The 25,759-nt window shown below is 67.0% G+C and carries 21 protein-coding genes and 2 pseudogenes; 19 read left to right on the forward strand and 4 right to left on the reverse strand.

The genetic code is table 11. The features are described from left to right. Positions 1-108: 108 nt before the first annotated feature. Positions 109-402, forward strand: coding sequence for an HU family DNA-binding protein (locus tag BS74_RS08705; RefSeq protein WP_038057970.1), 294 nt, complete (start codon positions 109-111; stop codon positions 400-402). Between the two features lie 56 nt (positions 403-458). Here BS74_RS08705 and ftsH read toward each other — a convergent pair whose 3' ends face one another. Next, positions 459-2,339: an ATP-dependent zinc metalloprotease FtsH gene (ftsH, locus tag BS74_RS08710; protein WP_038057973.1), complete on the reverse strand. Its 1,881-nt coding sequence runs from the start codon at positions 2,337-2,339 to the stop codon at positions 459-461. Positions 2,340-2,464: 125 nt separating this feature from the next. Here ftsH and dnaK point away from each other — a divergent pair, with 125 nt between their 5' ends. From dnaK to BS74_RS08785, 15 genes and pseudogenes are all read left to right on the forward strand, one after another. Then, complete coding sequence (gene dnaK, locus BS74_RS08715) at positions 2,465-4,324, forward strand: molecular chaperone DnaK (RefSeq protein WP_038057976.1); 1,860 nt, start codon at positions 2,465-2,467, stop codon at positions 4,322-4,324. A gap of 62 nt (positions 4,325-4,386) precedes the next feature. Then, entirely contained in the window at positions 4,387-4,920 is a 534-nt protein-coding gene (locus BS74_RS08720; protein ID WP_038057979.1) for a nucleotide exchange factor GrpE, read from the forward strand. Positions 4,921-4,923: 3 nt separating this feature from the next. After that, on the forward strand, positions 4,924-5,760 hold the full coding sequence (locus BS74_RS08725; RefSeq protein WP_038057982.1) for a DnaJ C-terminal domain-containing protein: 837 nt from the start codon (positions 4,924-4,926) through the stop codon (positions 5,758-5,760). Next, entirely contained in the window at positions 5,747-5,983 is a 237-nt protein-coding gene (locus tag BS74_RS08730; protein ID WP_038057985.1) for a chaperone modulator CbpM, read from the forward strand. Before BS74_RS08725 ends, BS74_RS08730 begins: the two co-directional genes overlap by 14 nt. A gap of 192 nt (positions 5,984-6,175) precedes the next feature. After that, a complete protein-coding gene (clpB, locus tag BS74_RS08735; protein ID WP_038057988.1) occupies positions 6,176-8,770 on the forward strand; it encodes an ATP-dependent chaperone ClpB in 2,595 nt (864 codons plus the stop codon). A gap of 13 nt (positions 8,771-8,783) precedes the next feature. Then, positions 8,784-9,173 carry a ferritin-like domain-containing protein gene (locus BS74_RS08740; protein WP_038057991.1) on the forward strand — a complete coding sequence of 130 codons (390 nt, stop codon included), beginning with the start codon at positions 8,784-8,786 and terminating at the stop codon, positions 9,171-9,173. Then, positions 9,170-10,354 (forward strand): VLRF1 family aeRF1-type release factor, encoded by a 1,185-nt coding sequence (locus tag BS74_RS08745; RefSeq protein ID WP_038057994.1) that lies wholly within the window; start codon positions 9,170-9,172, stop codon positions 10,352-10,354. Before BS74_RS08740 ends, BS74_RS08745 begins: the two co-directional genes overlap by 4 nt. A gap of 15 nt (positions 10,355-10,369) precedes the next feature. After that, the gene (locus BS74_RS08750; RefSeq protein ID WP_038057997.1) at positions 10,370-10,786 is read left to right on the forward strand and encodes an Hsp20/alpha crystallin family protein; all 417 of its coding nucleotides are present in this window, start codon (positions 10,370-10,372) and stop codon (positions 10,784-10,786) included. Between the two features lie 10 nt (positions 10,787-10,796). Then, entirely contained in the window at positions 10,797-11,483 is a 687-nt protein-coding gene (locus BS74_RS08755; protein WP_038058000.1) for a metallophosphoesterase family protein, read from the forward strand. A 51-nt stretch (positions 11,484-11,534) separates the two neighbouring features. Then, positions 11,535-11,948, forward strand: a complete 414-nt coding sequence (locus BS74_RS08760; protein ID WP_038058003.1) for an Hsp20/alpha crystallin family protein — start codon at positions 11,535-11,537, stop codon at positions 11,946-11,948. 8 nt (positions 11,949-11,956) lie between these two features. Then, positions 11,957-12,049, forward strand: a pseudogene (locus tag BS74_RS13150) (DUF1931 family protein); the annotation flags it as partial. Between the two features lie 183 nt (positions 12,050-12,232). Further along, complete coding sequence (locus tag BS74_RS08770; RefSeq protein WP_038058008.1) at positions 12,233-13,066, forward strand: SDH family Clp fold serine proteinase; 834 nt, start codon at positions 12,233-12,235, stop codon at positions 13,064-13,066. After that, positions 13,067-13,698: pseudogene (locus tag BS74_RS08775) on the forward strand (rhomboid family intramembrane serine protease). Positions 13,699-13,708: 10 nt separating this feature from the next. After that, positions 13,709-14,161, forward strand: a complete 453-nt coding sequence (locus tag BS74_RS08780) for a CBS domain-containing protein (RefSeq protein ID WP_038058011.1) — start codon at positions 13,709-13,711, stop codon at positions 14,159-14,161. Continuing rightward, the gene (locus BS74_RS08785; protein ID WP_038058014.1) at positions 14,161-15,324 is read left to right on the forward strand and encodes a cation:proton antiporter; all 1,164 of its coding nucleotides are present in this window, start codon (positions 14,161-14,163) and stop codon (positions 15,322-15,324) included. Before BS74_RS08780 ends, BS74_RS08785 begins: the two co-directional genes overlap by 1 nt. On the opposite strand, the gene BS74_RS08790 is transcribed toward BS74_RS08785, so the two are convergent. Further along, positions 15,314-16,927, reverse strand: a complete 1,614-nt coding sequence (locus BS74_RS08790; RefSeq protein ID WP_038058017.1) for a transglycosylase SLT domain-containing protein — start codon at positions 16,925-16,927, stop codon at positions 15,314-15,316. The genes BS74_RS08785 and BS74_RS08790 overlap by 11 nt on opposite strands. Before the next feature lie 133 nt (positions 16,928-17,060). On the opposite strand from BS74_RS08790, the gene dnaB reads away from it, so the two are divergent. Further along, positions 17,061-18,395: a replicative DNA helicase gene (gene dnaB / locus BS74_RS08795; RefSeq protein ID WP_038058020.1), complete on the forward strand. Its 1,335-nt coding sequence runs from the start codon at positions 17,061-17,063 to the stop codon at positions 18,393-18,395. Here the strand turns inward: dnaB and BS74_RS08800 are convergent. Continuing rightward, the gene (locus BS74_RS08800; protein ID WP_038058023.1) at positions 18,370-18,933 is read right to left on the reverse strand and encodes a protoglobin domain-containing protein; all 564 of its coding nucleotides are present in this window, start codon (positions 18,931-18,933) and stop codon (positions 18,370-18,372) included. The two genes, dnaB and BS74_RS08800, sit on opposite strands and share 26 nt — an antisense overlap. Before the next feature lie 101 nt (positions 18,934-19,034). Then, positions 19,035-23,513 carry a glutamate synthase-related protein gene (locus BS74_RS08805; protein ID WP_038058026.1) on the reverse strand — a complete coding sequence of 1,493 codons (4,479 nt, stop codon included), beginning with the start codon at positions 23,511-23,513 and terminating at the stop codon, positions 19,035-19,037. A gap of 161 nt (positions 23,514-23,674) precedes the next feature. On the opposite strand from BS74_RS08805, the gene BS74_RS08810 reads away from it, so the two are divergent. Both BS74_RS08810 and BS74_RS08815 read left to right on the forward strand, forming a co-directional pair. Further along, positions 23,675-24,385, forward strand: coding sequence for a (Fe-S)-binding protein (locus BS74_RS08810; RefSeq protein ID WP_038058029.1), 711 nt, complete (start codon positions 23,675-23,677; stop codon positions 24,383-24,385). Beyond that, positions 24,375-25,757 (forward strand): LutB/LldF family L-lactate oxidation iron-sulfur protein, encoded by a 1,383-nt coding sequence (locus BS74_RS08815; protein ID WP_038058031.1) that lies wholly within the window; start codon positions 24,375-24,377, stop codon positions 25,755-25,757. Before BS74_RS08810 ends, BS74_RS08815 begins: the two co-directional genes overlap by 11 nt. Positions 25,758-25,759 lie beyond the last annotated feature (2 nt).

Raw genomic sequence — 25,759 nt, forward strand, 5'->3', positions numbered from 1 at the left:
TTATCACACATTGCTATACACAAGTATACAAATGGCTCAGAGTATTGCGTGGCCCCATTCGCGGGTGCTATAGTCCTTGCGGAAGGGAAAAGAGGAAGGAGGTGAAGAATGGCAGCAAAGAAAACGGTTACCAAAGCGGATCTGGTGGATCAGGTGGCTGCCGCCACGGGCCTCAAGAAAAAAGACGTAAAGGCGGCGGTGGATGCGTTCCTCTCCAAGGTGGAAGAGGCCCTGGCGGGAGCGAACAAGGTCCAGCTCACCGGCTTCGGCACCTTTGAGGTGCGCAAGCGCAAGGCCCGCACCGGCGTGAAGCCCGGCACCAAGGAGAAGATCAAGATCCCCGCCACCCAGTATCCCGCCTTCAAGCCGGGCAAGGCCCTCAAGGAAAAGGTCAAGAAGTAAGGTATTCCCTTCCCCCGGGGGGCTTTTGCCCCCCGGGTCTATTCCTCCTGGGGCCCTTAGGCCCCGCCCAAGGCTCCCCCCGGTTTCACCTTGGGCACCACCCGGGGGGGCTCCTTTTCCGGGCGCTCCTGGGGGGTGGTCTCCTCCTCCAAGGGGAGGCCCTCCACTACCCTTTGGAACTCCTCTGCGGTAAGGGTTTCCCGCTCCAAAAGGGTTTCCGCCACCCGCTCGAGGATCTCCCGCTTCCCCTGAAGGAGGTCCTTCACCCGCTGGTACTGCTCCTCAATGAGGCGGCGCACCGCCTCGTCGATGCGCTTGGCGGTTTCCTCAGAGTACTGGCGCACGTCGTACCCGCCCAGGTAGGTGTCCTCCCGGAGGGCGTAGGCCACGGGGCCGAACTCGGGGTGCATGCCCCACTCGGTGATCATGCGCCGGGCCAGCTCCGTGGCCTGGCGGAAGTCGTTTTCCGCCCCCGTGGTCACGTCCTCAAAGACGAGCTCCTCCGCTGCCCGTCCGGCCAGGGCCACGGCGATCTGGTCCAGGAGGCGGTTCCGGCTCCAGTGGAGCATGTCCTCCCGCCTCGGCATCATAAAGCCCAAAGCCCGCCCCCGGGGCACGATGGTCACCTTGTGCACCCCGTCCGCGTGCTCCAGGAAGTGGGCGGCCAGGGCATGCCCCGCCTCGTGGTAGGCGGTGATCCGGCGGTCGCGGGGGGTGAGGACCAGGCTCTTCTTGGCTGGGCCCATCATCACCCGGTCCGCCGCCTCCTCGAGGTCCTTCATGGTGATCTTCTTCCGGCCTTCCCGGGCCGCCAGGAGGGCGGCCTCGTTCAGGAGGTTCTCCAGGTCCGCCCCCACGAAGCCCGGGGTGCGCTTGGCCAGAAGGGCCAGGTCCACGTCCTCCGCCAAGGGCTTCCCCCGGGCATGGATCCTGAGGATCTGCTCCCGGCCCTTCACGTCGGGAGCGTCAATGGCCACCTGCCGGTCAAAGCGGCCCGGGCGCAAAAGCGCCGGGTCCAGCACGTCCGGGCGGTTGGTGGCGGCCATGACGATGATGGTGGAGTCCTTTTCAAACCCGTCCATCTCCACCAGGAGCTGGTTCAAGGTCTGCTCCCGCTCGTCGTTGCCGCCCCCAACCCCTGTCCCGCGCCGGCGCCCCACGGCATCGATCTCGTCGATGAAGACGATGCAGGGGGCGTGGCGCTTGGCGGTCTCAAAGAGGTCCCTGACCCGGGCCGCCCCCACCCCCACGAACATCTCCACGAAGTCGGAGCCGCTTGCGGTGATGAAGGGCACCTTGGCCTCCCCCGCCACCGCCCGGGCGATGTGGGTCTTCCCCACCCCAGGGGGGCCCACCAACAGGACCCCCTTGGGGATCCTGGCCCCCATCTCGTGGAAGCGGGCGGGGTTCTTCAGGAACTCCACGATCTCCTTCAGCTCCTCCTTGGCCTCCTCGGCCCCGGCCACGTCCTTGAAGGTGACCTTGGGGGCCTCGGTGAGCACCTTGGCCCGGCTCTTGGTGAAGCTGAAGGCGGAGTCCGAGGGGCCAGCGCGCCCGCTACGGGAAAAGTAGAAGAGGGCGCCCACCAAAAGGCCCACCAGGAGGAGGGGCCAGAGGAAACCCACGGGGCTTTGGCCCTGAGGAGGCTCCACCCGCACGTTGACCCCTTGGCGCATCCAGGCCTCGAGGGTCTGGTTATCCGGGGGGCTGGCGGCGTAGGTGGTGAAGACGGAGCCATCCGTGAGGGTGCCCTGGATGCGGGTATCCCCGGCGCGCACCACCACCTCCTTCACCCGGCCCGCCCGCAGGTCCTCGAGGAAGGTGGTGTAGTTCACCCCGCTTGCCGGGTTGCCCGCGGTACCCGCCAGGCTGAAGGCCCAGGCCAAAAGGAGCAGGCCCAAAGCGAAGACCAGGAAGTTCAAGGGAAGCCGGGACATGTCTTCCCTTAGGGTACACGCCCGAGGGGAAGTCCGGGTAGCGTGGAGCACCATGATACAAACCTGCTCAAGTCTCTTGACTTACCCATGTGGGATGGTCTATGCTTCAGGTGAGAGGTGTAGCCATGGCTAAGGCAGTGGGCATTGACCTGGGCACCACCAACAGCGTGATCGCCGTCATGGAGGGCGGCAAGCCCGTGGTTTTGGAGAACGCGGAGGGCGAAAGGACCACCCCCAGCGTGGTGGCCTTCCGGGATGGCGAAACCCTGGTGGGCCGCATGGCCAAGCGCCAGGCGGTCCTTAACCCTGAGGGGACCGTCTTTGAGATCAAGCGGTTTATCGGGCGCCGCTGGGAGGAGGTCCAGGAGGAGGCCAAGCGGGTTCCCTACAAGGTGGTCCCGGGGCCCGACGGCGGGGTGCGGGTGGAGATCAAGGGCAAGCTCTACACCCCCGAGGAGATCAGCGCCATGATCCTCCGCAAGCTGGTGGAGGACGCCTCCAAGAAGCTGGGGGAAAGGATCACCAAGGCGGTGATCACCGTACCCGCCTACTTCAACAACGCCCAGCGGGAGGCCACGGCCAACGCCGGGCGGATCGCGGGCCTCGAGGTGCTGCGCATCATCAACGAGCCCACCGCCGCCGCCCTGGCCTACGGCCTGGACAAGAAGGGGAACGAGACCGTCCTGGTCTTTGACCTGGGGGGCGGCACCTTTGACGTGACGGTGCTGGAGATCGGCGAGGGGGTCTTTGAGGTGAAGTCCACCTCCGGGGACACCCACCTGGGCGGCAGCGACATGGACCACGCCATCGTGAACTGGCTGGCCGAGGAGTTCAAACGGGAGTACGGGGTGGACCTCAAGGCGGACCGCCAGGCCCTCCAACGCCTCATCGAGGCGGCGGAAAAGGCCAAGATTGAGCTTTCCAGCACCTTTGAGACCACCATCAGCCTCCCCTTCATCGCCCTGGACCCCGCCAGCAAGACGCCCTTGCACCTGGAGAAAAAGCTCACCCGGGCCAAGTTTGAGGAGCTCATCGAACCCTTGCTGAAGCGCCTCAGGGGCCCGGTGGAGCAGGCCCTGAAGGACGCGGGGCTCTCCCCGAGCCAGATCGACGAGGTCATCCTGGTGGGCGGGGCCACCCGGGTGCCCGCGGTGCAGCGGGTGGTGAAGGAGCTTTTGGGCAAGGAGCCCAACCGCTCCGTGAACCCCGATGAGGTGGTGGCCATGGGGGCCGCCATCCAGGCGGGGGTCCTCATGGGGGAGGTGCGGGACGTGGTCCTCCTGGACGTCACCCCCCTTTCCCTGGGGGTGGAGACCAAGGGCGGGGTGATGACCGTCCTCATCCCCCGGAACACCACCATCCCCACCCGCAAGTGCGAGATCTTCACCACCGCCGAGCACAACCAGACCGCGGTGGAGATCCACGTCCTCCAAGGCGAACGGCCCATGGCCCAGGACAACAAGAGCCTAGGCCGCTTCCGCCTCGAGGGCATCCCCCCCATGCCCGCCGGGGTTCCCCAGATTGAGGTCTGCTTTGACATCGACGCCAACGGCATCCTCCACGTGACCGCCAAGGAGAAGTCCACGGGGAAGGAGGCCTCCATCACCATCCAGAACACCACCACCCTCTCCGAGGAGGAAATCCAGCGGATGATCGAGGAGGCAAAGCGGCATGCGGAGGAGGACCGGCGCCGCAAGGAGCACGCCGAGCTCAAAAACGCCCTGGACTCCGCCCGGGTGCAGGCGGAAAGGGTGCTCCAGGAGAAGCAAGGCAGCCCCGAGGCCCGCTCCCGCCTGGAGGCGGCCATCGCCAAGGCCAAGGAACTGGTGGAGAAGGACGCCCCTGACCCCGAGCTGAAGGCCGCTACCCAGGAGCTTCTGCAGGCGGTGGAGGCCTACGAGAAGGCCGCCACCCCCGGGGCCACGGGGGCTTCCGGCCGCGGCCCCGAGGACGTGATCGACGCCGACTACAAGCCCGCCGACTAAAGCCCACCCGCCCTGGCCCCTGCCCCGGCAGGGGCCTCCCCTTACCCCCTTTCGGAGGCAACATGGAGAAGGAACGCGAGGAAACCCAACAAGCCGAGGCCGCCCAGGCGGGAGGCGAGGAGGCCTTGGCCCAAGAACGCCTCCTGGCCGTGGAGGAGGAGCTCCGAACCCTGAAGGACCGGTACGTGCGCCTCCTTGCGGACTTTGACAACTACCGCAAGCGCATGGAGGAGGAGCTTAGGCTCCGGGAACGGGAGGGGACCCTCCGGGCGGTCCGGGCCCTTCTTCCCGTTCTGGACGACCTGGAACGGGCCCTGGAGTTCGCCGAGGCCAACCCGGAGAGCATCCTCAAGGGGGTGAAGGCGGTGCGGGAGGGCTTCTTCCGCATCCTGGCGGGGCTTGGCATCGAGGAGGTGCCCGGGGAGGGCGAGGCCTTTGACCCCCGCTACCACGAGGCCATCGGGCTTCTCCCCGGGGAGCCCGGCAAGGTGGCCAGGGTCTTCCAGCGGGGCTTCCGCCTGGGGGAGGCCTTGGTGCGCCCGGCCCGGGTGGCGGTGGGCATGGAAAAAAGCCCGGAAGAAGAGGGCGTGGAGTAGGCCATGAAGGACTACTACGCCATCCTAGGGGTACCGAGAAACGCCACGCAGGAGGAGATCAAAAGGGCCTACAAGCGCCTGGCCCGCCAGTACCATCCCGACGTGAACAAAAGCCCGGAGGCGGAAGAGCGCTTCAAGGAGATCAACGAGGCCTACGCCGTCCTCTCCGACCCGGAAAAGCGCAAGGTCTACGACGCCTACGGCACCGCCACGCCTCCCCCGCCCCCACCCCCGGGCGGCTACGACTTCTCCGGGTTTGACGTGGAGGACTTCTCCGACTTCTTCCAGGAGCTCTTCGGCGGGGGCCTCTTCGGGGGCATGGGGCGGAGGAGGCCAAGGAAGGGCCGCGACCTCAGGGCCGAGCTTCCCCTTAGCCTCGAGGAGGCGTTCCACGGGGGGGAAAAGGTGGTGGAGGTGGGGAACAGGCGGGTCTCCGTGAGGATCCCCCCCGGGGTCCGGGAGGGAAGCACCATCCGCTTGGCAGGCTTAGGCGGCCCGGGGGAGCCTCCGGGGGACCTCCTCCTCACGGTGCGGCTTCTGCCCCATCCGGTCTTCCGCCTGGAGGGCCAGGACCTCCACGCCACCCTGGACGTTCCCGCCCCCATCGCCGTGGTGGGGGGCAAGGTGCGGGCCCCCACCCTGGAGGGCCCGGTGGAGGTCACCATCCCCCCCAAAACCCAGGCGGGCAGAAAGCTCCGGCTGAAGGGCAAGGGCTTCCCCGGACCCCATGGCCGCGGGGACCTGTACCTGGAGGTGCGGGTGGTGATCCCCGAGCACCTCTCCCCCGAGGAGGAGGCGCTTTGGCGGAAGCTCAAGGAGGTGCGGTATGCTGGCGCGTAGCGCCTACCTATCCATGGAGGCCCTGGCGGAGCACGGCCTTTCCTTGGGAGCGGTGCGGGCCTACGTGGAGATTGGCTTTGTGGAGCCCTTGGAAGTGGGGGGCGCCTGGTACTTCCGGGAAGAGGACCTTTTCCGCATGCTCAAGGCGGAACGCATCCGCCGCGACCTTGGAGCCAACCTGGTGGGGGCAGCCTTGGTGGTGGAGATCCTGGAGCACCGCTAAAGCCCTGGCCCCCCTCGAGGCGGGACATCCCTCCCCTCCCTCCCCCCTATAATCAAGGCAAAGAGCGCTGGCATCCCTCCGTTGGGTGAACCTCTCCGCAACATGGGGTTTCGTTGGGTGTTTACTCTGTGCACATTACTTGACACTAGCCTTATCAAGTGATATGATTGGGTTAGTAGGAGGCAAAGGGGCATGAACCTGGAACGCTGGACCCAAGCCGCCCGCGAGGCCCTGGCCCAGGCCCAAGTCCTGGCCCGGGAGATGAAGCACCAGGCCATCGACCTGCCCCACCTGTGGGCCGTGCTGCTCAAGAACCCCACGGGCCTGGCCTGGAAGCTCTTGGAAAAGGCAGGGGGAAACCCCAAGGCCCTTAAGGAAAGCGCCGAGCGGGAACTGGGGCGGCTACCCAGGGTGGAGGGGGCCGAGGTGGGCCAGTACCTTTCCCAAAGGCTCGCCCGGGCCCTGGACCGGGCCGAGGCCCTCATGGGGGAGCTTAAGGACCGGTTCGTGGCCCTGGACACCCTGGTCCTGGCCTTGGCGGAGGCCTGGGTCAAGAGCGCAGGCGAGCCCTCCCTCCAGGCCCACCTTCCCGAGGAAGGTTCTTTGAGGAAAGCCCTGCTTGAACTCAGAGGAGGTAAGACCGTGCAAACGGAACACGCGGAAAGCACCTACAACGCCCTGGAGCAATACGGCATTGACCTCACCAAGCTGGCCGCCGAGGGCAAGCTGGACCCGGTGATCGGGCGGGACGAGGAGATCCGGCGCACCATCCAGATCCTCCTCCGGCGCACCAAGAACAACCCCGTGCTCATCGGCGAGCCCGGGGTGGGCAAGACCGCCATCGTGGAGGGCCTGGCCCAGCGCATCGTCAAGGGGGACGTGCCCGAGGGCCTAAAAGGCAAGCGCATCGTCTCCTTGCAGATGGGCTCCCTCCTGGCCGGGGCCAAGTACCGGGGGGAGTTTGAGGAGCGCCTGAAGGCGGTGATCCAGGAGGTGGTGGGAAGCCAAGGGGAAATCATCCTCTTCATCGACGAGCTGCACACCGTGGTGGGGGCGGGCAAGGCGGAAGGGGCCGTGGACGCCGGCAACATGCTGAAGCCCGCCCTGGCCCGGGGAGAGCTTCGGCTCATCGGGGCCACCACCCTGGACGAGTACCGGGAGATCGAGAAGGACCCCGCCCTGGAAAGGCGCTTCCAGCCGGTTTACGTGGACGAGCCCAGCGTGGAGGAGACCATCTCCATCCTGCGGGGCATCAAGGAGAAGTACGAGGTGCACCACGGGGTGCGCATCTCCGACCCCGCCATCGTGGCGGCCGCGGTCCTTTCCCACCGCTACATCACGGAAAGGCGCCTCCCCGACAAGGCCATTGACCTCATTGACGAGGCGGCTGCCCGCCTGCGCATGGCCCTGGAAAGCGCCCCCGAGGAAATCGACACCCTGGAGCGCAAGAAGCTTCAGCTGGAGATTGAGCGGGAAGCCCTTAAGAAGGAAAAGGACCCCGACTCCCTGGAGCGCCTAAAGGCCATTGAGGAGGAGATCGCCGCCCTCACCCAGGAGATCGCCAAGCTCAAGGCGGAGTGGGAGGCGGAGCGGGAGGTCTTGAAGCGGCTCCGCGAGGCCCAGCACCGCCTGGACGAGGTGAGGCGGCAGATTGAGCTGGCCGAGCGCCAGTACGACCTGAACCGGGCCGCGGAGCTCCGCTACGGGGAGCTTCCCCGCCTCGAGGCCGAGGTGGAGGCCCTCTCCGAGAGGCTCAAAAACGCCCGCTTCGTGCGCCTGGAGGTGACCGAGGAGGACATCGCCGAGATCGTCTCCCGCTGGACGGGGATCCCGGTTTCCAAGCTCCTGGAAGGGGAAAGGGAGAAGCTTTTGCGGCTTGAAGAGGAGCTCCACAAGCGGGTGGTGGGCCAGGAGGAGGCCATCCGCGCCGTGGCCGACGCCATACGGCGGGCCCGGGCCGGCCTTAAGGACCCGAACCGCCCCATCGGGAGCTTCCTCTTCCTGGGCCCCACGGGGGTGGGCAAGACGGAGCTGGCCAAAACCCTGGCCGCCACCCTTTTCGACACCGAGGAGGCCATGGTGCGCATTGACATGACGGAGTACATGGAGAAGCACGCGGTGAGCCGCCTCATCGGGGCCCCTCCCGGCTACGTGGGCTACGAGGAGGGGGGCCAGCTCACCGAGGCGGTGCGGCGGCGGCCCTACACGGTCATCCTCTTTGACGAGATCGAGAAGGCCCACCCCGACGTCTTCAATATCCTCCTGCAGATCCTGGACGACGGCCGCCTCACCGACTCCCACGGGCGCACCGTGGACTTCCGCAACACCGTCATCATCCTCACCTCCAACCTGGGAAGCCCCTTGATCCTGGAAGGCATCCAAAAGGGTCTGCCCTACGAGCGCATCCGGGAGGAGGTCTTCGCCGTGTTGCAACGGCACTTCCGCCCCGAGTTCCTGAACCGCCTGGACGAGATCGTGGTCTTTAGGCCCCTCACCAAGGAGCAAATCCGCGAGATCGTGGAGATCCAGCTCCAAGGGCTCCGGGCGCGCCTTGGGGAAAAGCGCATCGCCCTCACCCTAACGGAGGCGGCCAAGGACCACCTGGCCGAACGGGGCTACGACCCGGTCTTCGGGGCCAGGCCCCTCAAGCGGGTGATCGGCCGGGAGCTGGAAACCCCCCTGGCGGTGAAGATCCTGGCCGGGGAGATCAAGGAGGGGGACACGGTGGTGGTGGACAAAGGTCCTGCGGGCCTGGTCTTCCGCGTGGAGGAGCGCGTCCAGGCGTAGGAAAGGAGGCGGCATGAAGGTGGTGGAAGTCCTGCAACGGGCCTACCGGGATGAACTCCTGGATGCCCTCCGGGCCGAGCGGGCGGCGGAGAGGGTCCCCTACCCCCACATCCGGGCCCTCCTGGAGGAGGTGGCCCACCGGGAGCGGGCCCATGCCGAGGCCATCGCGGAAGCCTTGCGCCGCCTCGGCGCCCCTCCTCCCCCCACGCCCAAGGTGGAAGAGGAGGGGTGGGAGGCCCTTCTCCGCCTCCTTTCCGAGGAAGGGTTTGACCGGGCCTACTACCTGGAAAGCACCTTCCCCGAGCCGGACCTCGAGGCCCTCTTCACCCGGCTTGGCCAGGAGGAAAAGCTCAACCAAGAGGCCGTGCGCAAAGCCGTGACCCTTTTAGGAGGTGGTCTATGATCAGCAGGGAAGACGTTCGGCGCATCAAGGAAAGCCTGGCCCTCCAGGAAGGGCCGATCCTCTCCCTCTACCTGGACATCAACCCCGCCAAGCCGGAAAACCGCAACCGGGCCTACGCCCTGAGGGCCAAGGACGCCATGAAGGCCCTGGGGGTGCCGGAGGTCCTGGAGGAGCGGGTGCTGGAGGTCCTGAAGAACCAGGTGCTGGAGGCCAAGACCGCGGTCTTCTTCGTGGGGGAGGACCGCTGGGAAACCTTCCTCTTGCAGGTGGAACTCCCCCTGGTGAGTAGCCTCAAAACCACCTTCTTAGGGGAGAAGGAGCGCCGCCTCCTCACGGACGGGGCCCTGGCCCACTACGGCGAGCCCTTCCTCCTGCCCCTCCTCTACGCCCTGGACGAGTACGAGCGCTATGGGGTGGTGTACCTGGACCAGGAACGCTGGCGGGTGTTTGAGGTCTTCCTGGGCGAGGTGCAGGAGGTGGGGGATGCCTTCTTGGCCCTGGACACAGAGGCCTGGCGGAGGCTATCCCTGGACGCCCCGGGGCGCCGCTTCAACCTAGGGGGCGTCTCCCGGGGCGGGGCGGGGCAGGACCTCTTCGCCAAGCGTCTGGCCGCCTGGGAGGAACGCTTCTACAAGAGCCTAAGCCATGAGCTGGAAAAGCTTGTGGAGGAACGGGGGTTCACCCGCCTCATCCTCATGGGGCCGGAAGAGCACACCAAGCTCTTCCTGGGTTACCTTCCCAAGCGCCTGAAGGAGCGGGTGGTGGCCCTCCATCCTTCCCTTCCCCACCCTGGGGCCACGCCGGGTGAGGTGCTCAAGCGGTTGGAGCCCACCTTGGAGGAGGTGGAGCGCAAAGCCGAGGTGGAGCTCCTCAAGAGGTTGGAGGAGGCCTACCCCAAAGCGGCCTTCGGCCCCGAGGTTCTGGAAAGGGTGCAGGAGGGCCGGGTGGAGCTTTGGGTGCTTCCCTGGCACCTGGACCAGGTGGTGTACGCCTGCGAGGGCGTGTTCTTCCCCGAGGAGGCCAGGGCCCTGGCCTCCTGCCAAAACCCCGAGGCCAAGCCCCTGGCCGTGGTCCTGCCCGAGCTGGCCACGGGCTATGCGGCCAAACTGGAGTTTGTACGGGGAGATGCGGAAAAAGCCCTTTTGGAGCGCGGAGGCATGGCCGCGCTCTTGAGGTGGTGAAAGGAGGTGAGGAGGATGGTGCGGTTTGATCCTTTTAGGGAGCTGGAGGAGTTGCAGGAGCGTCTGGCAAGGGCCTTTGGCACCGCCCCCCAGCAGGGGCCCAGGGTGTACGCCCCGCCGGTGGACGTGATGGAGGACGAGGCGGGCCTTCACCTTTACATCTACCTGCCCGGGGTGGAACCGGAGAAGGTGGAGGTGGTGGCGGAGGAGGGCGTCTTGTCGGTGAAGGCGGAGCGGCCCTTTGAGAAGAAGGAGGGGGTGGCCTACCATCGCCTGGAAGGCCCCTACGGCAGCTTTGCCCGGAGCTTCAACGTGCCCAGCACCTACGACCTCTCCCGGGTGCAGGCCCGTTTCCGCCACGGGGTCTTGCACCTCCTCGTGCCCAAGGCCGAGGAAACCAAGCCCAAGAAGATCCAGGTGCAGGTGGAATAGGAGGTGAGGTATGCGGCGGACCACGCGGTACATCCTGGCCACTTCCAACCCCATGGGCGACCTCGAGGCCCTGGAAAAGCTGGTGCGGCTTGCCCCGGACACGGGGGCCGATGCCCTGGCCATCGTGGGCAACCTCATGCCCAAGACGGCCAAAAGCCGGGACTACGCCGCCTTCTTCCGCATCCTTGCCGAGGCCCATCTCCCCACCGCCTATATCCCCGGTCCCCAGGACGCCCCCATCTGGGAATACCTGAGGGAAGCCGCCAACATTGAGCTGGTGCGGCCCGAGATGCGCAACGTCCACGAGACCTTCACCTTCTGGAAGGGGCCTTACCTGGTGGCCGGGATGGGCGGGGAGATCACCGACGACGGGGAGCCCGAGGAGGAAGAGGCCCTGCGCTACCCCGCCTGGGTGGCGGAGTACCACCTGAAGGCCCTTTGGGACCTCAAGGACTACCCCAAGATCTTCCTCCTCCACACCCTGCCCTACCATAAGGGGCTTGGGGAGGTGGGCTCCCACGAGGTGGCCCACCTCATCAAGACCCATAACCCCCTCCTGGTCATCGCCGCCGGCAAGGGCCAAAAACACGAGATGCTGGGCGCCAGCTGGGTGGTGGTACCGGGGGACCTCTCCGAGGGTGAGTACAGCCTCCTGGACCTGAGGGCCAGGAAGCTGGAAACGGGAAACGTCCGCTAAAAAGAAGGGCCCCGCCTTCGGGTGGGGCCCTTCCCACCAAAGGAGGGGAGTATGTTGGAAAAACTTTGGCCCTTTGGGCGTAACCGGGTGCGCAAAGCCTTTGAGGAAGCCTTGGAAAAGGTCTTCAAGGAAGAGGGTGAAACCCTAGAACCCCTCTCCGAGCTTTCCGAGCACGAGGACCATTACCTCTTGCGGGTGGAGGTCCCGGGCCTGGGTCCGGAGAACCTGGAGGTGCGCCTCGAGGGGGACCAATTGGTGGTGGAGGGGGAGAAAAGGGAGGAAAAGCGCACCAAGCACCTTTCGGAGATCGTCTACGGGCGCATCTACCGCTCCTACCTCCTCCCCAAAGACGCCAAGAGGGAAGGCCTCGAGGCCAGGCTCCACAAGGGGGTGCTGGAGGTAAAAATCCCCCGGGAGAAGCGCCCGCCCGAGCCTCCGGTGAAGATCCCGGTACAGGAGGGGTAAGGACGGCCTTCCGCCTAGCCGCGGGCCTGGATGTGGACAAGAACGACCTCAAGCGCCTCTCCGACTTCCTCAGGAGCGAGATCCACGACCATTTGACGGTGGTGGCACTCATGGTGCTGGTCTCCATCCCCTTGGGGGCACTCCTCATCCGCTTTGCTCCGGAGCTGGGACGCTGGCTCTACCCCAAGGGCCCAAGGGCAAAACCCGCCCAAGCGAAAACCCCCTAAACCACTCCCTGTTCCACAAGGCACCCCGGGTATTATCTGGATTAAGGAGGCGCACCTATGGAGATCTTTTTCCAGCTCTTCTGGCTCTTTTTCATCCTCTCGGCCCTATCCCCTTACCTACAGCAGCAAATGCTCCTTGGGGCCAGGGCCCGGAAGATCGCTGAGCTGGAAAGAAAGCGCAAGAGCCGGGTCATCACCATGATCCACCGGCAAGAAGCGGTGAGCTTTTTGGGCATCCCCATAAGCCGCTTCATCAACATTGACGACTCCGAGCAGGTCCTAAGGGCCATCCGCCTCACGGACAAGAACGTGCCCATTGACCTCATCCTCCACACCCCCGGGGGCCTGGTCCTGGCGGCGGAGCAGATCGCCGAGGCCCTCCTGCGCCACCCGGCCAAGGTCACGGTCTTCGTGCCCCACTACGCCATGTCCGGGGGGACCCTCATCGCCCTGGCCGCGGACGAGATCGTCATGGACGAAAACGCCGTCTTGGGGCCCGTGGACCCCCAGCTCGGCCAGTACCCAGCGGCCAGCATCCTAAAGGTGCTGGAGAAGAAGCCCATCCAGGAAATAGACGACCAGACCCTGATCCTGGCGGACGTGGCGGAGAAGGCCCTCAAGCAGGTGAAGGCCACGGTGAAAAACCTGCTCATGAAGCGCATGCCCGAGGAAAAGGCGGAGGAGGTGGCCACCCTCCTCTCCCAAGGCACCTGGACCCACGACTACCCCATTGACGTGGCCCAGGCCCGGGCGATGGGCCTGCCCGTGAGCACGGAGATGCCCCTCGAGGTCTACGAGCTCATGGACCTCTACCCCCAGGCCCAGGGGGGCAAGCCCAGCGTGCAGTACGTGCCCATGCCCTACCGCCACCAGGAACCCGGGAGGCCTTAGGTGTTTCCCCTCTACGACATCAACCACGCCCGCCGACCGGCCTTCGTGGTCAAGGGCCTGGTGCTCCTCAACGCCTTGGCCTTTCTCTGGCAGCTTTCCGTGGGCGTGGAAGGGTCCGCCCAGGCCTATGGCTTTATCCCGGCCCTATTCTTTCAGGACCCGGTGGGCCAGGCCTACCGCCTCCTCACCAGCATGTTCCTCCACGGGGGTTTCCTCCACATCCTCTCCAACATGTGGTTCCTCTGGGTCTTCGGGGACAACGTGGAGGACCGCATGGGAAGTGGGCGCTTCCTCCTCTTCTACCTCCTGGGGGGTCTGGCCGCCGCCTTAGCCCAAGGCCTCTTCAGCCCCTATAGCACCGTTCCCATGATCGGGGCCAGCGGGGCGGTGTCCGCGGTCTTAGGCGCCTACTACGTCCTCTTCCCCCGGGCCTACGTGGTCTCCGTGGTCTTCTTCCTCTTCCCCCTTTTCGTCACCTTCCCCGCCGGGTTCTACCTGGGCTACTGGGCCTTCCTTCAGCTCCTCCAGGGCCTTTTGGGCCTCCCCGGGGTGGCCTGGTGGGCCCACCTGGGGGGGTTCCTCTACGGGGTGCTCCTGGCCCCCGCTTGGCCCGCAGGTGGCGTCGCTGGTAGACTTGGGCCCATGAAGGTAGCCGAGCTGATGACCAAAAACCCCGACACCATCAGCCCCGAGGCCACTTTAGAGGAAGCGGCCCGGCGCATCCTGGAAAAACGCTACGGCAGCCTCCCCGTGGTGGACCAAGAGGGGCACCTCCTGGGGATCCTCCAGGTGGAGGAACTCCTGCCCCACCCGGAGAACATCCCTTTCTCCGACGTGGAGGCCCTGCAACTCTTCGGGGAGTGGGTGGACGGGGACTTTCTGGCGGAGATCTATCGCCGCTACCAAAAAACACCGGTAAAGGCGGTCATGCGCACGGACATCCCCCGCCTGCACCCCGAGGACCCCGTGGGCCGGGCCTTGGAGCTCCTCCTCACCTCCGAGGTGCGCCACCTCCCGGTGGTGGACCAGGATGGACGCCTGGTGGGCATCCTCACCCGTAGCGACTTTCTCAAGCTCATCCTGAGGAGGACCTAATGCACGGGGCCGGACACATCCTGGAAGTCTTTTACCTCATTCTGGCCGCCCAGGCGATGGCCTTTCTCTTCAAGCGGCTGAACCAGCCCGTGGTCATCGGGGAGGTCCTGGCGGGGATCCTGGTGGGGCCGGCCCTGTTGGGCCTGGTGCACGAGGGGGAGATCCTGGAGTTTCTGGCGGAGCTCGGGGCCATCTTCCTCCTCCTCATGGTGGGCCTGGAAACCCGGCTCAAGGACATCCTGGCCGTGGGCAAGGAGGCCTTCCTGGTGGCCGTCTTGGGGGTGGCCTTCCCCTTCGTGGGGGGCTACCTCTTCGGCCTGCAAATCGGTTTCGCCACCCTGCCCTCCCTCTTCCTGGGCACCGCCTTGGTGGCCACCAGCGTGGGCATCACCGCCCGGGTGTTGCAGGAGCTTGGGGTGCTTTCCCGCCCCTACGCCCGGGTCATCCTGGGGGCAGCGGTCATTGACGACGTGCTGGGCCTTATCGTCCTGGCGGTGGTGAACGGGGTGGCCAAAACCGGGCAGGTGGAAACCGGGGCCATCCTCCAGCTCATCCTGCTCTCCGTGGTCTTCGTGGGTCTGGCCGTGGCCCTTTCGCCCCTCTTCGCCCGCTTGCCCTTGGAAAAGCTCCCCGTGGGTAGCCCCACGGGCTTCGCCCTGGCCCTGGGGGTGGGCATGGCCGCCCTGGCCGCCGCCATCGGCCTAGCCCCCATCGTGGGGGCCTTCCTGGGGGGCATGCTCCTCTCCGAGGTGCGGGAAAAGTACAGGCTGGAGGAGCCCATCTTCGCCATTGAAAGCTTCCTGGCCCCCATCTTCTTCGCCATGGTGGGGGTGCGGTTGGAGCTGGCCGCCCTGATCTCCCCCGCCACCCTGGCGGCGGGAAGCGTGGTCACGGTCATCGCCATCCTGGGGAAGGTGCTGGGAGGGTTCTTGGGCTCCCTCACCCAGGGGGTGCGTTCGGCCCTCACCGTGGGGGTGGGCATGGCTCCCCGGGGAGAGGTGGGGCTGATCGTGGCCGCCTTGGGCCTGGCCGCGGGGGCGGTCAACGAGGAGGAGTACGCCATCGTCCTCTTCATGGTGGTCTTCACCACCCTTTTCGCCCCCTTCGCCCTAAAACCCCTCATCGCCTGGACGGAAAAGGGCTTGCGCCAGGCTAAGGAATAGCCCGGTAAGCGGCGTAGGCGGCGAGGACCTGGGCCAGGTACTCCCTAGGCTCGTCCCGCTCCTGGAAACGGAGGAAGGCATAGAGGCCCCCTTCCCGGGCGATGCCCCTTAGGGTGTAGCCGATGCCCCCGTTGTAGGCGGTGAGGGCGCAGGCTACTTGCTCCAGGCCCGAGAAGGCGGCGCACCGCTCCAGGAGCCAGCGCAGGTAGCGGGCGGCGTAGCGGATGCTGGCCTCGGGGTCAAAGGGGTCGGCGGGGGGCTCCCCCAGCATCCGGGCCACGTCGGCCCAGGTGCTCCGCAGGAATTGGGCCAGCCCCAAGGCCCCCGTGGGGCTCACCGCCAGGGGATCAAAGCGGCTTTCCACGTGGAGGAGGGCGTAGAGGAGGTCGGGGTCCAGGCCTTCCCTCCGGGCGTACCCTTCCACCCAATCCCGGTAGGGGCGGGGGTAGGCCAAGGCGGTGGGCCAGGCGGCCCTAATGCCTTCCCGGTAGGCCCCCAGGCGGTAGAGGAGGGGCACCAGGGCGGGCCAGTCCTGGGGGCGCTGCCACAGGGCGTAGCGCACCACACCCCGGGCCCAGGCCTCCTTACCGGAGGCCACCAGGGCCTCCACCAGGGGCGCCTCCGGCGGGGGCGAGGAGGGAGGGGCAGGGGGCGGGGGCACGGGCTCCTTCCCCAGGAGGAGGCCTAACCCCCCCGGCGCAAGGCTCAGGGCCTCCTCCCCAAGCCCCCCTAGCCCCAGCTCCCCCGCCAGGAAATAGGCCCGAAGGGCGGCATCATCCGCATACCGGCTCGAGCCCCGGGCCAGGTCCAAATAGAGCTCCAGGGCCTCCCTCCTGAGGCCCAGCCGCTCCAGAAGCCCCGTGGCCCGCCAAACCCCTTCCGGGGTGCTCCTCCGGTAGGCCTCCACCGCCTCGAGGAGCCTCCCCATCTCCTCCAGGATCCGCCCTTGAGCGTAGCGGCTTTCCGGGTGGGGGTAGCGGGCCAGGGCCTCCAGGGCCTCCTCCCTCCGCCCAAGCCGCCACAGGGCATAGCCCAGGCCCAGGTACCCCCGATCTTCCCGCCTGGACCATTCCTGGTAGACGGGCAAGGCCTCCCGGTAGCGGCCCAGGCGGAAGAGGGCCTGGGCGCGGAGGTCAAGGCGGCTTCCCTGGGGGAGGACCCGCAGGAGGGCCTCGTAGGCCCTCCCCCGGAAAAGGGCCAGCCAAAGCCCCTCCCCCTCTCCCAGGGAAAGGAGGGCCTCCACGGCTTCCTTTTCGGGAAGGAGCCTTTCCCAGGCGGAAAAGGCGCGGGGGTCCTTGGCCTCTTGGAGGAGGGAGGCCGCCTTGCGCCAAGCGGGCCGCGCTTCCCAGCCCGGTTCAAAGGCCTCCACCCCCTCCAAGAAGAGGGCGTAGCGCCAGGCATACTCCGCCCGTTCCGCCAAGGGAACCTCCTCCCGGTCCACCAGCAGCCAGCCCGCCAGCATGCGGGCATATCCCTCCCCTCCCAGGGCCACCTGGCGCACCTCCTCCACCCTTCCCCCCTCCAGGGCGGCGAAGGGTTCGGGAAGGCGTTGGGCCTGGCAGGAGGTAAGGGCCAGGAGGAAGGAAAGCAGCAACCCACGCACACCCCTACCCTAGCAAAAGCCCCATGGCAAGCCCAAAGGCCAGGCTTCCCCTCCGCCTTGGGAAAGGCATTCCTTTCCTTAACGGAAGCCCCCTGGCAAAACCCCGGGGCCTGAGCGTAGCCTAGTAGGGCTTATGGAGGGCCGTATTCCCCCCCACAGCCTCGAGGCGGAACAGAGCGTCCTGGGGGCCATTCTCTTGGATTCGGAGGTGCTGGACGAGCTGGAGGGCCTCCTCCCCTCCCCGGAGGCCTTTTATGCGGAGGCCCACCGCAAGATCTATGCGGCCATGCAGGCCCTAAGGTCCCAGGGCAAGCCCGTGGACCTGGTTACCCTGGCGGAGGAGCTTTCCCGCCGGGGGGAGCTGGAAGGGGTGGGAGGGGTAAGCTACCTGGTCCAGCTTTCCGAGGCCACCCCCACCGCCGCCTATGCGGAGCATTACGCCCGCATCGTGGCGGAGAAGTGGACCCTAAGAAAGCTGATCCAGGCGGCGGGCGAGGCCATGCGCCTGGCCTACGAGGAGGCGGGAAGCCTGGATGAGATCCTGGACACCGCGGGCAAAAGGATCCTCGAGGTGGCCCTCATCCAGACGGAAACCGAGGCCCGCCCCATGCGGGAGCTGGTGCACGAAACCTTTGAGCACATCGAATCCCTCTTCCAGAACAAGGGGGAGGTGGCCGGGGTACGCACCGGTTTCAAGGAACTGGACCAGCTTATCGGCACCCTGGCCCCGGGCTCCTTGAACATCATCGCCGCCCGCCCCGCCATGGGCAAGACCGCCTTCGCCCTCACCATCGCCCAGCACGCCGCCCTAAAGGAGGGGATAGGGGTGGGGATCTACTCCCTGGAGATGCCCGCCTCCCAGCTCACCCTGCGCCTCATGTGCTCGGAAGCCCGCATCGACATGAACCGGGTGCGCCTGGGGCAGCTCACGGACCGCGACTTCTCCCGCTTGGTGGACGTGGCGAGCAGGCTTTCCGAGGCCCCCATCTACATCGACGACACCCCAGACCTCACCCTGATGGAGCTCAGGGCCCGGGCCCGGCGGCTTAGAAGCCAGCACGCGGTGGGCCTTCTCATCATCGACTACCTGCAGCTCATGTCCGGACCCGGGGCGGGCAAGCAAGGGGAAAACCGGCAACAGGAAATCGCCGCCATATCCCGGGGGCTTAAGGCCTTGGCCCGGGAGCTCCACGTGCCCGTGATCGCCTTAAGCCAGCTTTCCCGGGCCGTGGAAGCCAGGCCCAACAAGCGCCCCATGCTCTCCGACCTCCGGGAGTCCGGCTCCATTGAACAGGACGCCGATCTGGTGATGTTCATCTACCGGGACGAGTACTATAACCCCCACTCCGAAAAGGCGGGGATTGCGGAGATCATCGTGGGCAAGCAGCGCAACGGCCCCACCGGCACGGTGGAGCTCCAGTTCCACGCCGCCCACGTGCGCTTCAACGACCTGGCCCGGGGGCCTTGAGAAGGGTGGCCGCCCCTTGGGCCAGGGCCTCCCTGAGGTCCAGGTGGCCCTGGGCGAGGCCCAGGGAAAGGGCCTCGAGGTAGCTCTCCTCAATGAGGGCCACCTCTATGGCGATGATCTTCTCAAAGGCCTCCACCGCCCCATAGATCTCCGGGCCCCGCAGCGCCGAGCGCATGTGCTCCAAGGAGAGCTCCTGCACAACGCCCATGGCGGGGATCATGGCCCGGGGGCCTATCCCCAACCGGGCATGCACCAGGCCAACCCGCCTGCGCCCTTCCGCATAGGCCCGGTCATAGGTGCCCGAAAAAAGCTCGGCGTACCAGCGGGCAAAGGTGCCGTAAAGCCGCTCCACCCTGCCAGGCACCGCATGGAGGATGGCCCCAAGCTCCTCGTCCCGCCCCAGGTAGTCGTAGAAGGCCAAGGCCACCTCGGGCGCCATGGGCGCCATAAGGGAACCCAGGTCCCGCAGAAGGGCCGCATGGGCCTCGGTAAAACCGGTGCGGCGCTTGAGAAGTTCCAGAAGGGCCCCGGGGTCCACGGGACAAATGTACCTCCCCTGCTCCGCCGTGTCCAGGCCAAAGGCCCCAGGGCCGGGCTCCCTGGGGCCTCCCCTCCGTCCCCCATGGCCATGGGGTGTCCTTATTCCGTGCTCACCCCCTGCTCCACCTGCTGGCTGACGGGCTCCACCATGCGGAAGTGCTGGGCGGGGTCCAGGAGGAGCTTCTCCAGGCGGGCCGCCTTCTCCTCCCGCTTGGCCTCCCTCAGGATCCGGATGTAGGCGGAAAGGAGCTCCTGCACATCCTCCACCCCCCTTAGGTCCAGGGGCTTCACCGCCACCTTGGCCCCCTTGGCCAGGCGGCGCTTCATGGCCTCCTCGGTGAGGCCCATCTCCGGCCAGTGGCGCAGGTAGACCCGCCCCCCGGTCATGCCCGAGCAGATCCAGGGCCCCGGGTCCCCCAGGACCAAGGCCCGCCCCCGGGTCATGTACTCAAAGGCGAAGCCCTTGGCCTGGGCGCGGGCGGCCAGGTTGCCGAGGTCATCCCTGAGGGGACGCTCAGGCTCCCCGCCCAGGACCACGTCCGCCCCGGAAAGCCGGATGCAGAAGCGGCTGTCCGCCACCCCCTCCACGATGAGGAGGCCCCCGATGGCCCCGTAGGCGAAGCTCTTGCCCACGGAGCCGTCCACATAGGCCCCGTAGGGGTTCCGGCCCTTGAGCACCGCCACCGTGCCCCCGAAGGCGCTCTTGGCCACCCCGTCCTGGGCCCCGCCCTCCACCACCACCTTCATGCCCTCCAGGTTAAAGGCCGCAAGGCCATTCCCGGCCACGCTTCCCGCATCAAAGCGGAGCTCCACCTCGGCGTCAAAACCTTTGCCGTAGAGGCGCCTTCTGGCGATCTCCCCCGCCAGGTGGGCCCCCAGGGCGCGGTCGGTGGAGTTCACCGGACCCTCCTGGAAAACCAGCCTGCGGCTTCCCTCCCCATAGGCCGCCATCACCACCTCGGTGATGGTGCGGGTGAGCTGGTTCAAGGGCTTTCTCAGCACGTGGGCCGAGGTGTCCTTAAGCCACTCGGGCTCCTCCACGGGCAGGAGGAAGTAGGAGAGGTCCAGTTCCTCCAGGTGGTCCCGCTGGAAAAGGAGGTCCACCCGCCCCCTGAGTTCCCTTAGGGAACGGGCCCCCAAGGCGGCCACCAGCTCCCTCAGGGCCTCCCCCTTGGCCTCAAAGAAGCGGGTAAGCGCCTCCACCGCCCGGTCCACGTCCTGGGGCACGAAGCGCTTGAGGCCATGGGCCAGGGCCTCCTCCACCGTCTCGATCTGGGTGGTGATGCCCACGTGGCAGGTGTCCAGCTGGCACCCCCGGCAGATGGTGCAGCCGATGGCCACCATGGCCATGGTGGCCATGCCCACCCGGTCCGCCCCCAAAAGGACCATGCGCAAGACGTCGTAGGCGGTCTTGAGGCCGCCATCCGCCCAGATCTCCACCCGGTCCCGCAGGCCCGCCCGGACCAAAGCCCGGTGAGCCCGGCGCACCCCAAGCTCCACGGGAAGCCCCGCGTACTTGAGGGCATGGAGCCGGGCCGCCCCCGTACCCCCCTCAAACCCCGAGAGGGTGATCACGTCCGCCCCCGCCTTGGCGATGCCCACGGCGATGGTGCCGATGCCTGGGATCACGGGCACCTTCACCGAGACCAGGGCCTTGGGGTTCACCGTCTTGAGCTCCTCAATGAGCTGGGCCAGGTCCTCGATGGAGTAGAGGTCGTGGTTGTTGGAGGGGCTGATGAGGTCCACCCCGGGCACGGCGTTCCGGGCGGCGGCCACCTTGGGGGAGACCTTCTTCCCCGGCAGGTGCCCCCCCTCCCCCGGCTTGGCCCCCTGGCCGATCTTGATCTCGATGACGCTGGCCGAGTTCAGCATGTAGGCATGGACGCCGAAGCGGCCCGAGGCCACCTGCTGCCCGCGCCAGTGGGTGTACCGGCCCAGCATGTCGGGGATCTCCCCGCCTTCCCCGTTGATGCAGAGCATGTTGAGCCGCTTGGCCGCCTCCACGTAGGCCCGGAAGGAGGCCTCCCCCTGGGAGCCGAAGCTCATGGCGCTGATGATGAAGGGCAGGGAGTGGCCCCCCACGGAGAGGTCCACCTCCTCCGGGGAAACCTCGCTCCGCTCGGGGAAGCGCACCTCCAAAAGCTGCCTGGCGGCCACCGGGCTTTCCCGCTCCAGGGAGCGGACCTTCTCCTGGAAGTGGCTGTAGGGGGCCTGGCCCGAGGCCACCTCCTGGGCCGCCTTGTAGATCCTGGGGTTGAAGCGGAAGTCCTTGGCGGGAAGGACCTTTTCCGCCCGGAAGAAGCCCTCCCGCTCCAGGAGGGTCCGTTCCAGCTCCAAAAAGCCATACCCCCCGGTCTCCGAGCCCAGGAAGTTGCGGGTGCCAAAGTACTCGGCCAGCTCCGGCTTGAGGCCGATGGCGCTGAAGATCTTCCCGTAGCCCCTAAGCTCGTGGATGCCCATGGTGGAGATGACCTTCTCCAGGCCCTTGCGCAGGGCCTCGAGGGCGTTGGCCACCCCCTTCCGCCCCTCCAGGGCCCGGGCCTTCGCCTCAAGAAGCCAAGGGGCCACCGCCTCCGCCCCCAGGCCCAACAGGAAGGCCACGTCGTGCAGGTTCCTGACCCCGCCCGAATGGACCAGGAGGGAGGTGCGCCGCCTCAAGGCCACCCCCTCGGCGTCCCGCTTCAGGAGGGCCCGGTTCACCGCGGCCACCGCCAGGCCGATGTCAATCCAGACCCCTCCTTGGAAGGCCTCCCGGTCGGAGAGGATGAGGACCTCCGCCCCCTCCTCCACCGCCCGCACCGCCTCCTCCTCCAGCCGCCTAAGCCCCAGGAGAAGCCCCTCCTCCACGGTGAACTGGGGCACCAGGGTGGCGGTCTTGAACCGGGCCTTCACCTCCCCTAGGGTGAGGGTGCCGAAGCTTTCCGCCAGGCCTTCGTCCTCCTCCAAGACGAGGGGGAGGAGAAGCTCCTCCACCCTGCCCCCACCCCGGCCGTCGGGCAAGGGGCGGCGGCCCAAGAGGGTGCGGGTGGAGAAGTGCTCGATCTCCCTTTCGCGGTCGATGGCCGGGTTGGTCACCACCGCCACGGTCTCCTTGAAGAACTCGGAGAGGTTGGGCTTCTCCGGGTTCAAGGCGGCCAGGGGGCCGTCGTAGCCCAGGGAGCCGATGGGCTCGTTGCCGGTTTTGGCCAGGGCCTCGAGGTAGGCCGCATCCCAGCGGTCCCAGCCGTAGGCCCGCTCCAGGCCCAGGGGGGGCGGGGCGGGCTTCTCCTCCACCTCCACCCCGCTTCCCCCGGCCACGGGGGGCGGGGCCTGGCGGATGGGGCCCGCGAGGTGCACCCGGTACCCCGCCACCGGGGTGCGGGCGGCCATGCGCTCCAACACCAGGCGCTGGTACCGGTCGAAGGGATAGACCTTGGGCCCCTCCGGGGTGAGGCGCAGGTAAACCTTCTCCCCCGGGGCCAGGGGTTTGGGCTCGGTGACAAACTCCTCCGCGCTGAAGACCCCCCGCTCGGAGGAAAAGACCACCTCATAGGGGGTCTCCAACTGCCAAAGGGGCCTCAAGCCCATGGCGTCCGTGGCGAAGACCGCCTCGTCCCGGTGGCGGCTCACGATGGCCGCGGGGCCCTGGGCCAAGGGCCCAAAGCGCTGCCTTAGGGCCAGGTAGAGGTCCTGAAGCTCGGGGGCCAGGCCCTTCACCTCCCCCAGCACCGGGGGGAAGACCAGGTCCATGGCCTCGGGCAAGGAGAGGCCGTAGCGGTAGATGAGCCCCTCCAGCATGCGGTTCAGGTCCTGGGAGTCCGAGCCCCCGGTGCGGGGGATGCCCAGGAAGTCCAGCTCCCGCCTCAGGCGCTCTATGGTGTTGATCTCCCCGTTGTGGCCGATCAGCCCGAAGGGTTGAACCTGTTCAAAGGTGGAGAGGGTGTTGGTGGAGTAGCGGTTGTGGCCGAGGGCGATGGTGCTCTTGAACTCGGGGCGGGAAAGCTCGGGGTAGTAGCGCTTCAGGAGCTCCGCCGCCCCCCGCACCTTGTAGACCACGCTGTAGGTGGAAAGGGAGACCACGTGCACGGGGAACTGGGCCTCGAGCCTCAGGCCCAGCTCCCACAAGGGACCGTCCCCATCGGGGCTAAGCCCCGCCACCTGCAGGAAGATGGGCTCGGTGCGCCGGCCCACCGGGCCCAGCACCTCGCTCACCACCTCCCCGCGGCGGAAGTGGACGGGCCGCACCCCCAAGCCCTGGCCCTCCTTCTTCAGCAGGGCGTAGAACTCCTCCAGGCGTCCCTCCTCCCCCTTGGGCAGGAAGAAATGCCCCACAAAAAAGCGGGGGTTGAAGGCCAGCTCCGGGTCCAGCCCCGCCTCCTCCAGGAAGCGGGCCCATAGCTCCCGGGGGATGTCCGTCTGGATGCCCGTCCCATCCCCTTCGCCCCGGATGGCCCCCGCCCGGTGGGCCATGCGGTATAGGCTCTCCAGGGTCCTCCGCACGATCCGATGGGAGGGCTTGCCGCTTTTTTCCGCCATGGCGATGATGCCGCAGGCGTCCTGGCCTAGGGGGATATCCGGGTAGGCTTCCTTCCAGGTCATCTTAGGGCTCCTTCTTTCGCTTGGGGTTTGGTGTAGGCAAAGGTATGCGCGTCGTTCTTGGGATTATACACCCCCCGGGGGATAGGGTCAAGGCGGCCTTTCCCGACCCCCGCCGAGGGACCATCCCCCTCGGGCTGGCCAAAGCGTTAGTATGGGGGCAAATGCGGGTAGCCCTTTTCATCACCTGCCTGGCCGACCAGTTCTATGCGGAAGCGGGGGTGGCCACGGTACGCCTCCTGAGGGCCCTGGGGGTGGAGGTGGACTTTCCCCAGGAGCAGACCTGCTGCGGCCAGCCCGCCTTCAACGCCGGCCACTGGAACGAGGCCCGGTCCCTGGCCCTGCGGACCCTAGGCGTCTTCCAGGAGGCCGAGTACGTGGTCCTGCCCTCGGGAAGCTGCGCCAGCATGGTGAAAAACCACTATCTGGAGCTCCTTCCCGGGAACAAAGAGGCCCTGGAGCTTGCGGAAAGGACCTACGAGCTCTCCCAGTTCCTGGTGCGGGTGTTGGGGGTGTCCGAGTTGGGAAAGGGGCTTTCGGGGAAAAAAATCGCGTATCACCACGGCTGCCACGCCTTAAGGGAGCTTGGGGTCCGGGAGGAGCCCCTTTTGCTCCTGAAAAACAGCGGGGCGGAGGTCCTTCCCTGGGAGGCGGCGGAGGAGTGTTGCGGTTTCGGGGGTCTTTTCTCGGTGAAGCTTCCCGAGGTTTCCCTGGCCATGGCCGACCGCAAGCTGGCCACCCTGCCCCAGGCGGAGGTCCTCACCTCCACCGACGCCGGCTGCCTCCTCCACCTTTCCGGGCGCATGGGCAAACAGGGAAAGGGCATGCGGGTGGTCCCCCTGGCCACCCTCTTATGGGAGGCGTATGCGGGTTAAGGCCAAGCTCTACCCCAAGGAGGCTGCCAGGCTCTTAAGGGAAAAACCCGGGGTGCGGGATGCGGTCACCGGGGCCACCCTGCACTTCGAGGCGGGCCGCAAGAAGGCCTACCAGGAGGTGGACGCCGAGGCCTGGCGGGAAAGGGCCAAGCGGGTGAAGGACCACCTCCTCACCCACCTGGACCAGTACCTGGAGCTGGCGGAAAAGCGGCTCCAGGAAAAGGGCGTCCAGGTGCACTGGGCGGAAGACCCCGAGGAGGCCCACCGCATCTTGAGGGAGATCGTGGCTCGCCGCGGGGTGAGGCGGGCGGTGAAGGCCAAGAGCATGCTCACCGAGGAGCTCGGGGTGAACCCCCTCCTGGAGGCCCTGGGGGTGGAGGTGTACGAAACCGACCTGGGGGAGTACCTGATCCAGCTCCTGGGGGAACCCCCAAGCCACATCGTGGGCCCGGCCATCCACCTGGCCCTTTCCGATATCCAAAGGCTCTTCCACAGCCGCTTCGGCACCCCCCTGGACGCCTCCCCCGAGGCCCTGGCCGCCGTGGCCAGAAGGGTCTTGCGGGAGGCCTTCCTCACCGCCGAGCTGGGCATCAGCGGGGCCAACTTCCTGGTGGCGGAGACCGGCACCCTGGTCCTCATGGAAAACGAGGGGAACATCCGCCTGGCCACCAGCCTCCCCAAGGTCCACGTGGCCTTCGTGGGGATTGAGAAGCTCCTCCCCCGCCTTCACGACCTCGCCCTCTTCCTCCCCCTCACCGCCCGGGCGGCCACGGGGCAGCGGCTTTCCACCTACGTCTCCCTCATCCAAGGGCCGGCGAAGGAGGGAGAGGAGGGCCCAGAGGAGGTGCACGTGGTCCTGGTGGACCACGGCCGCACCGCCCTTCTCCACGACCCCGAGGCCTGGGAGGTGTTGCGGTGCCTTCGCTGCGGGGCCTGCCTCAACGCCTGCCCCGTCTACCGCCAGACCGGGGGCCACCCTTACGGCTACGTCTACTCGGGGCCTATTGGGGCGGTCCTGGACCCCGGGCTTCTGGGCCTCGAGGACACCCACCCCCTTCCCTACGCCTCCACCCTCTGCGGGGCCTGCTATGAGGCCTGCCCGGTGAAAATCCCCATCCCCAAGCTCCTCCTCACCTGGCGGAGGCGGGCGGTGGAACAGGGCCTCGCCCAGGGCTGGGAAAGGGCCGCCATCCAGGCCTTCTCCAAGGTGATGCAAAGCCCAAGCCTCTACCGGCTCTTCTCCAAGGGCCTAAGGGGCCTTCCCCTGCCCCAGGATTGGCTTCCCCTCCTCCGGGCCTGGACCGAGGGGCGCGGCCCCTTGAAGCCAAGCCCCAAGCCCTTCCACCAGCTTTGGCAGGAACTCAAGGAGTAAGG

The sequence above is a fragment of the Thermus amyloliquefaciens genome, from assembly GCF_000744885.1.
GTDB lineage: Bacteria > Deinococcota > Deinococci > Deinococcales > Thermaceae > Thermus > Thermus amyloliquefaciens.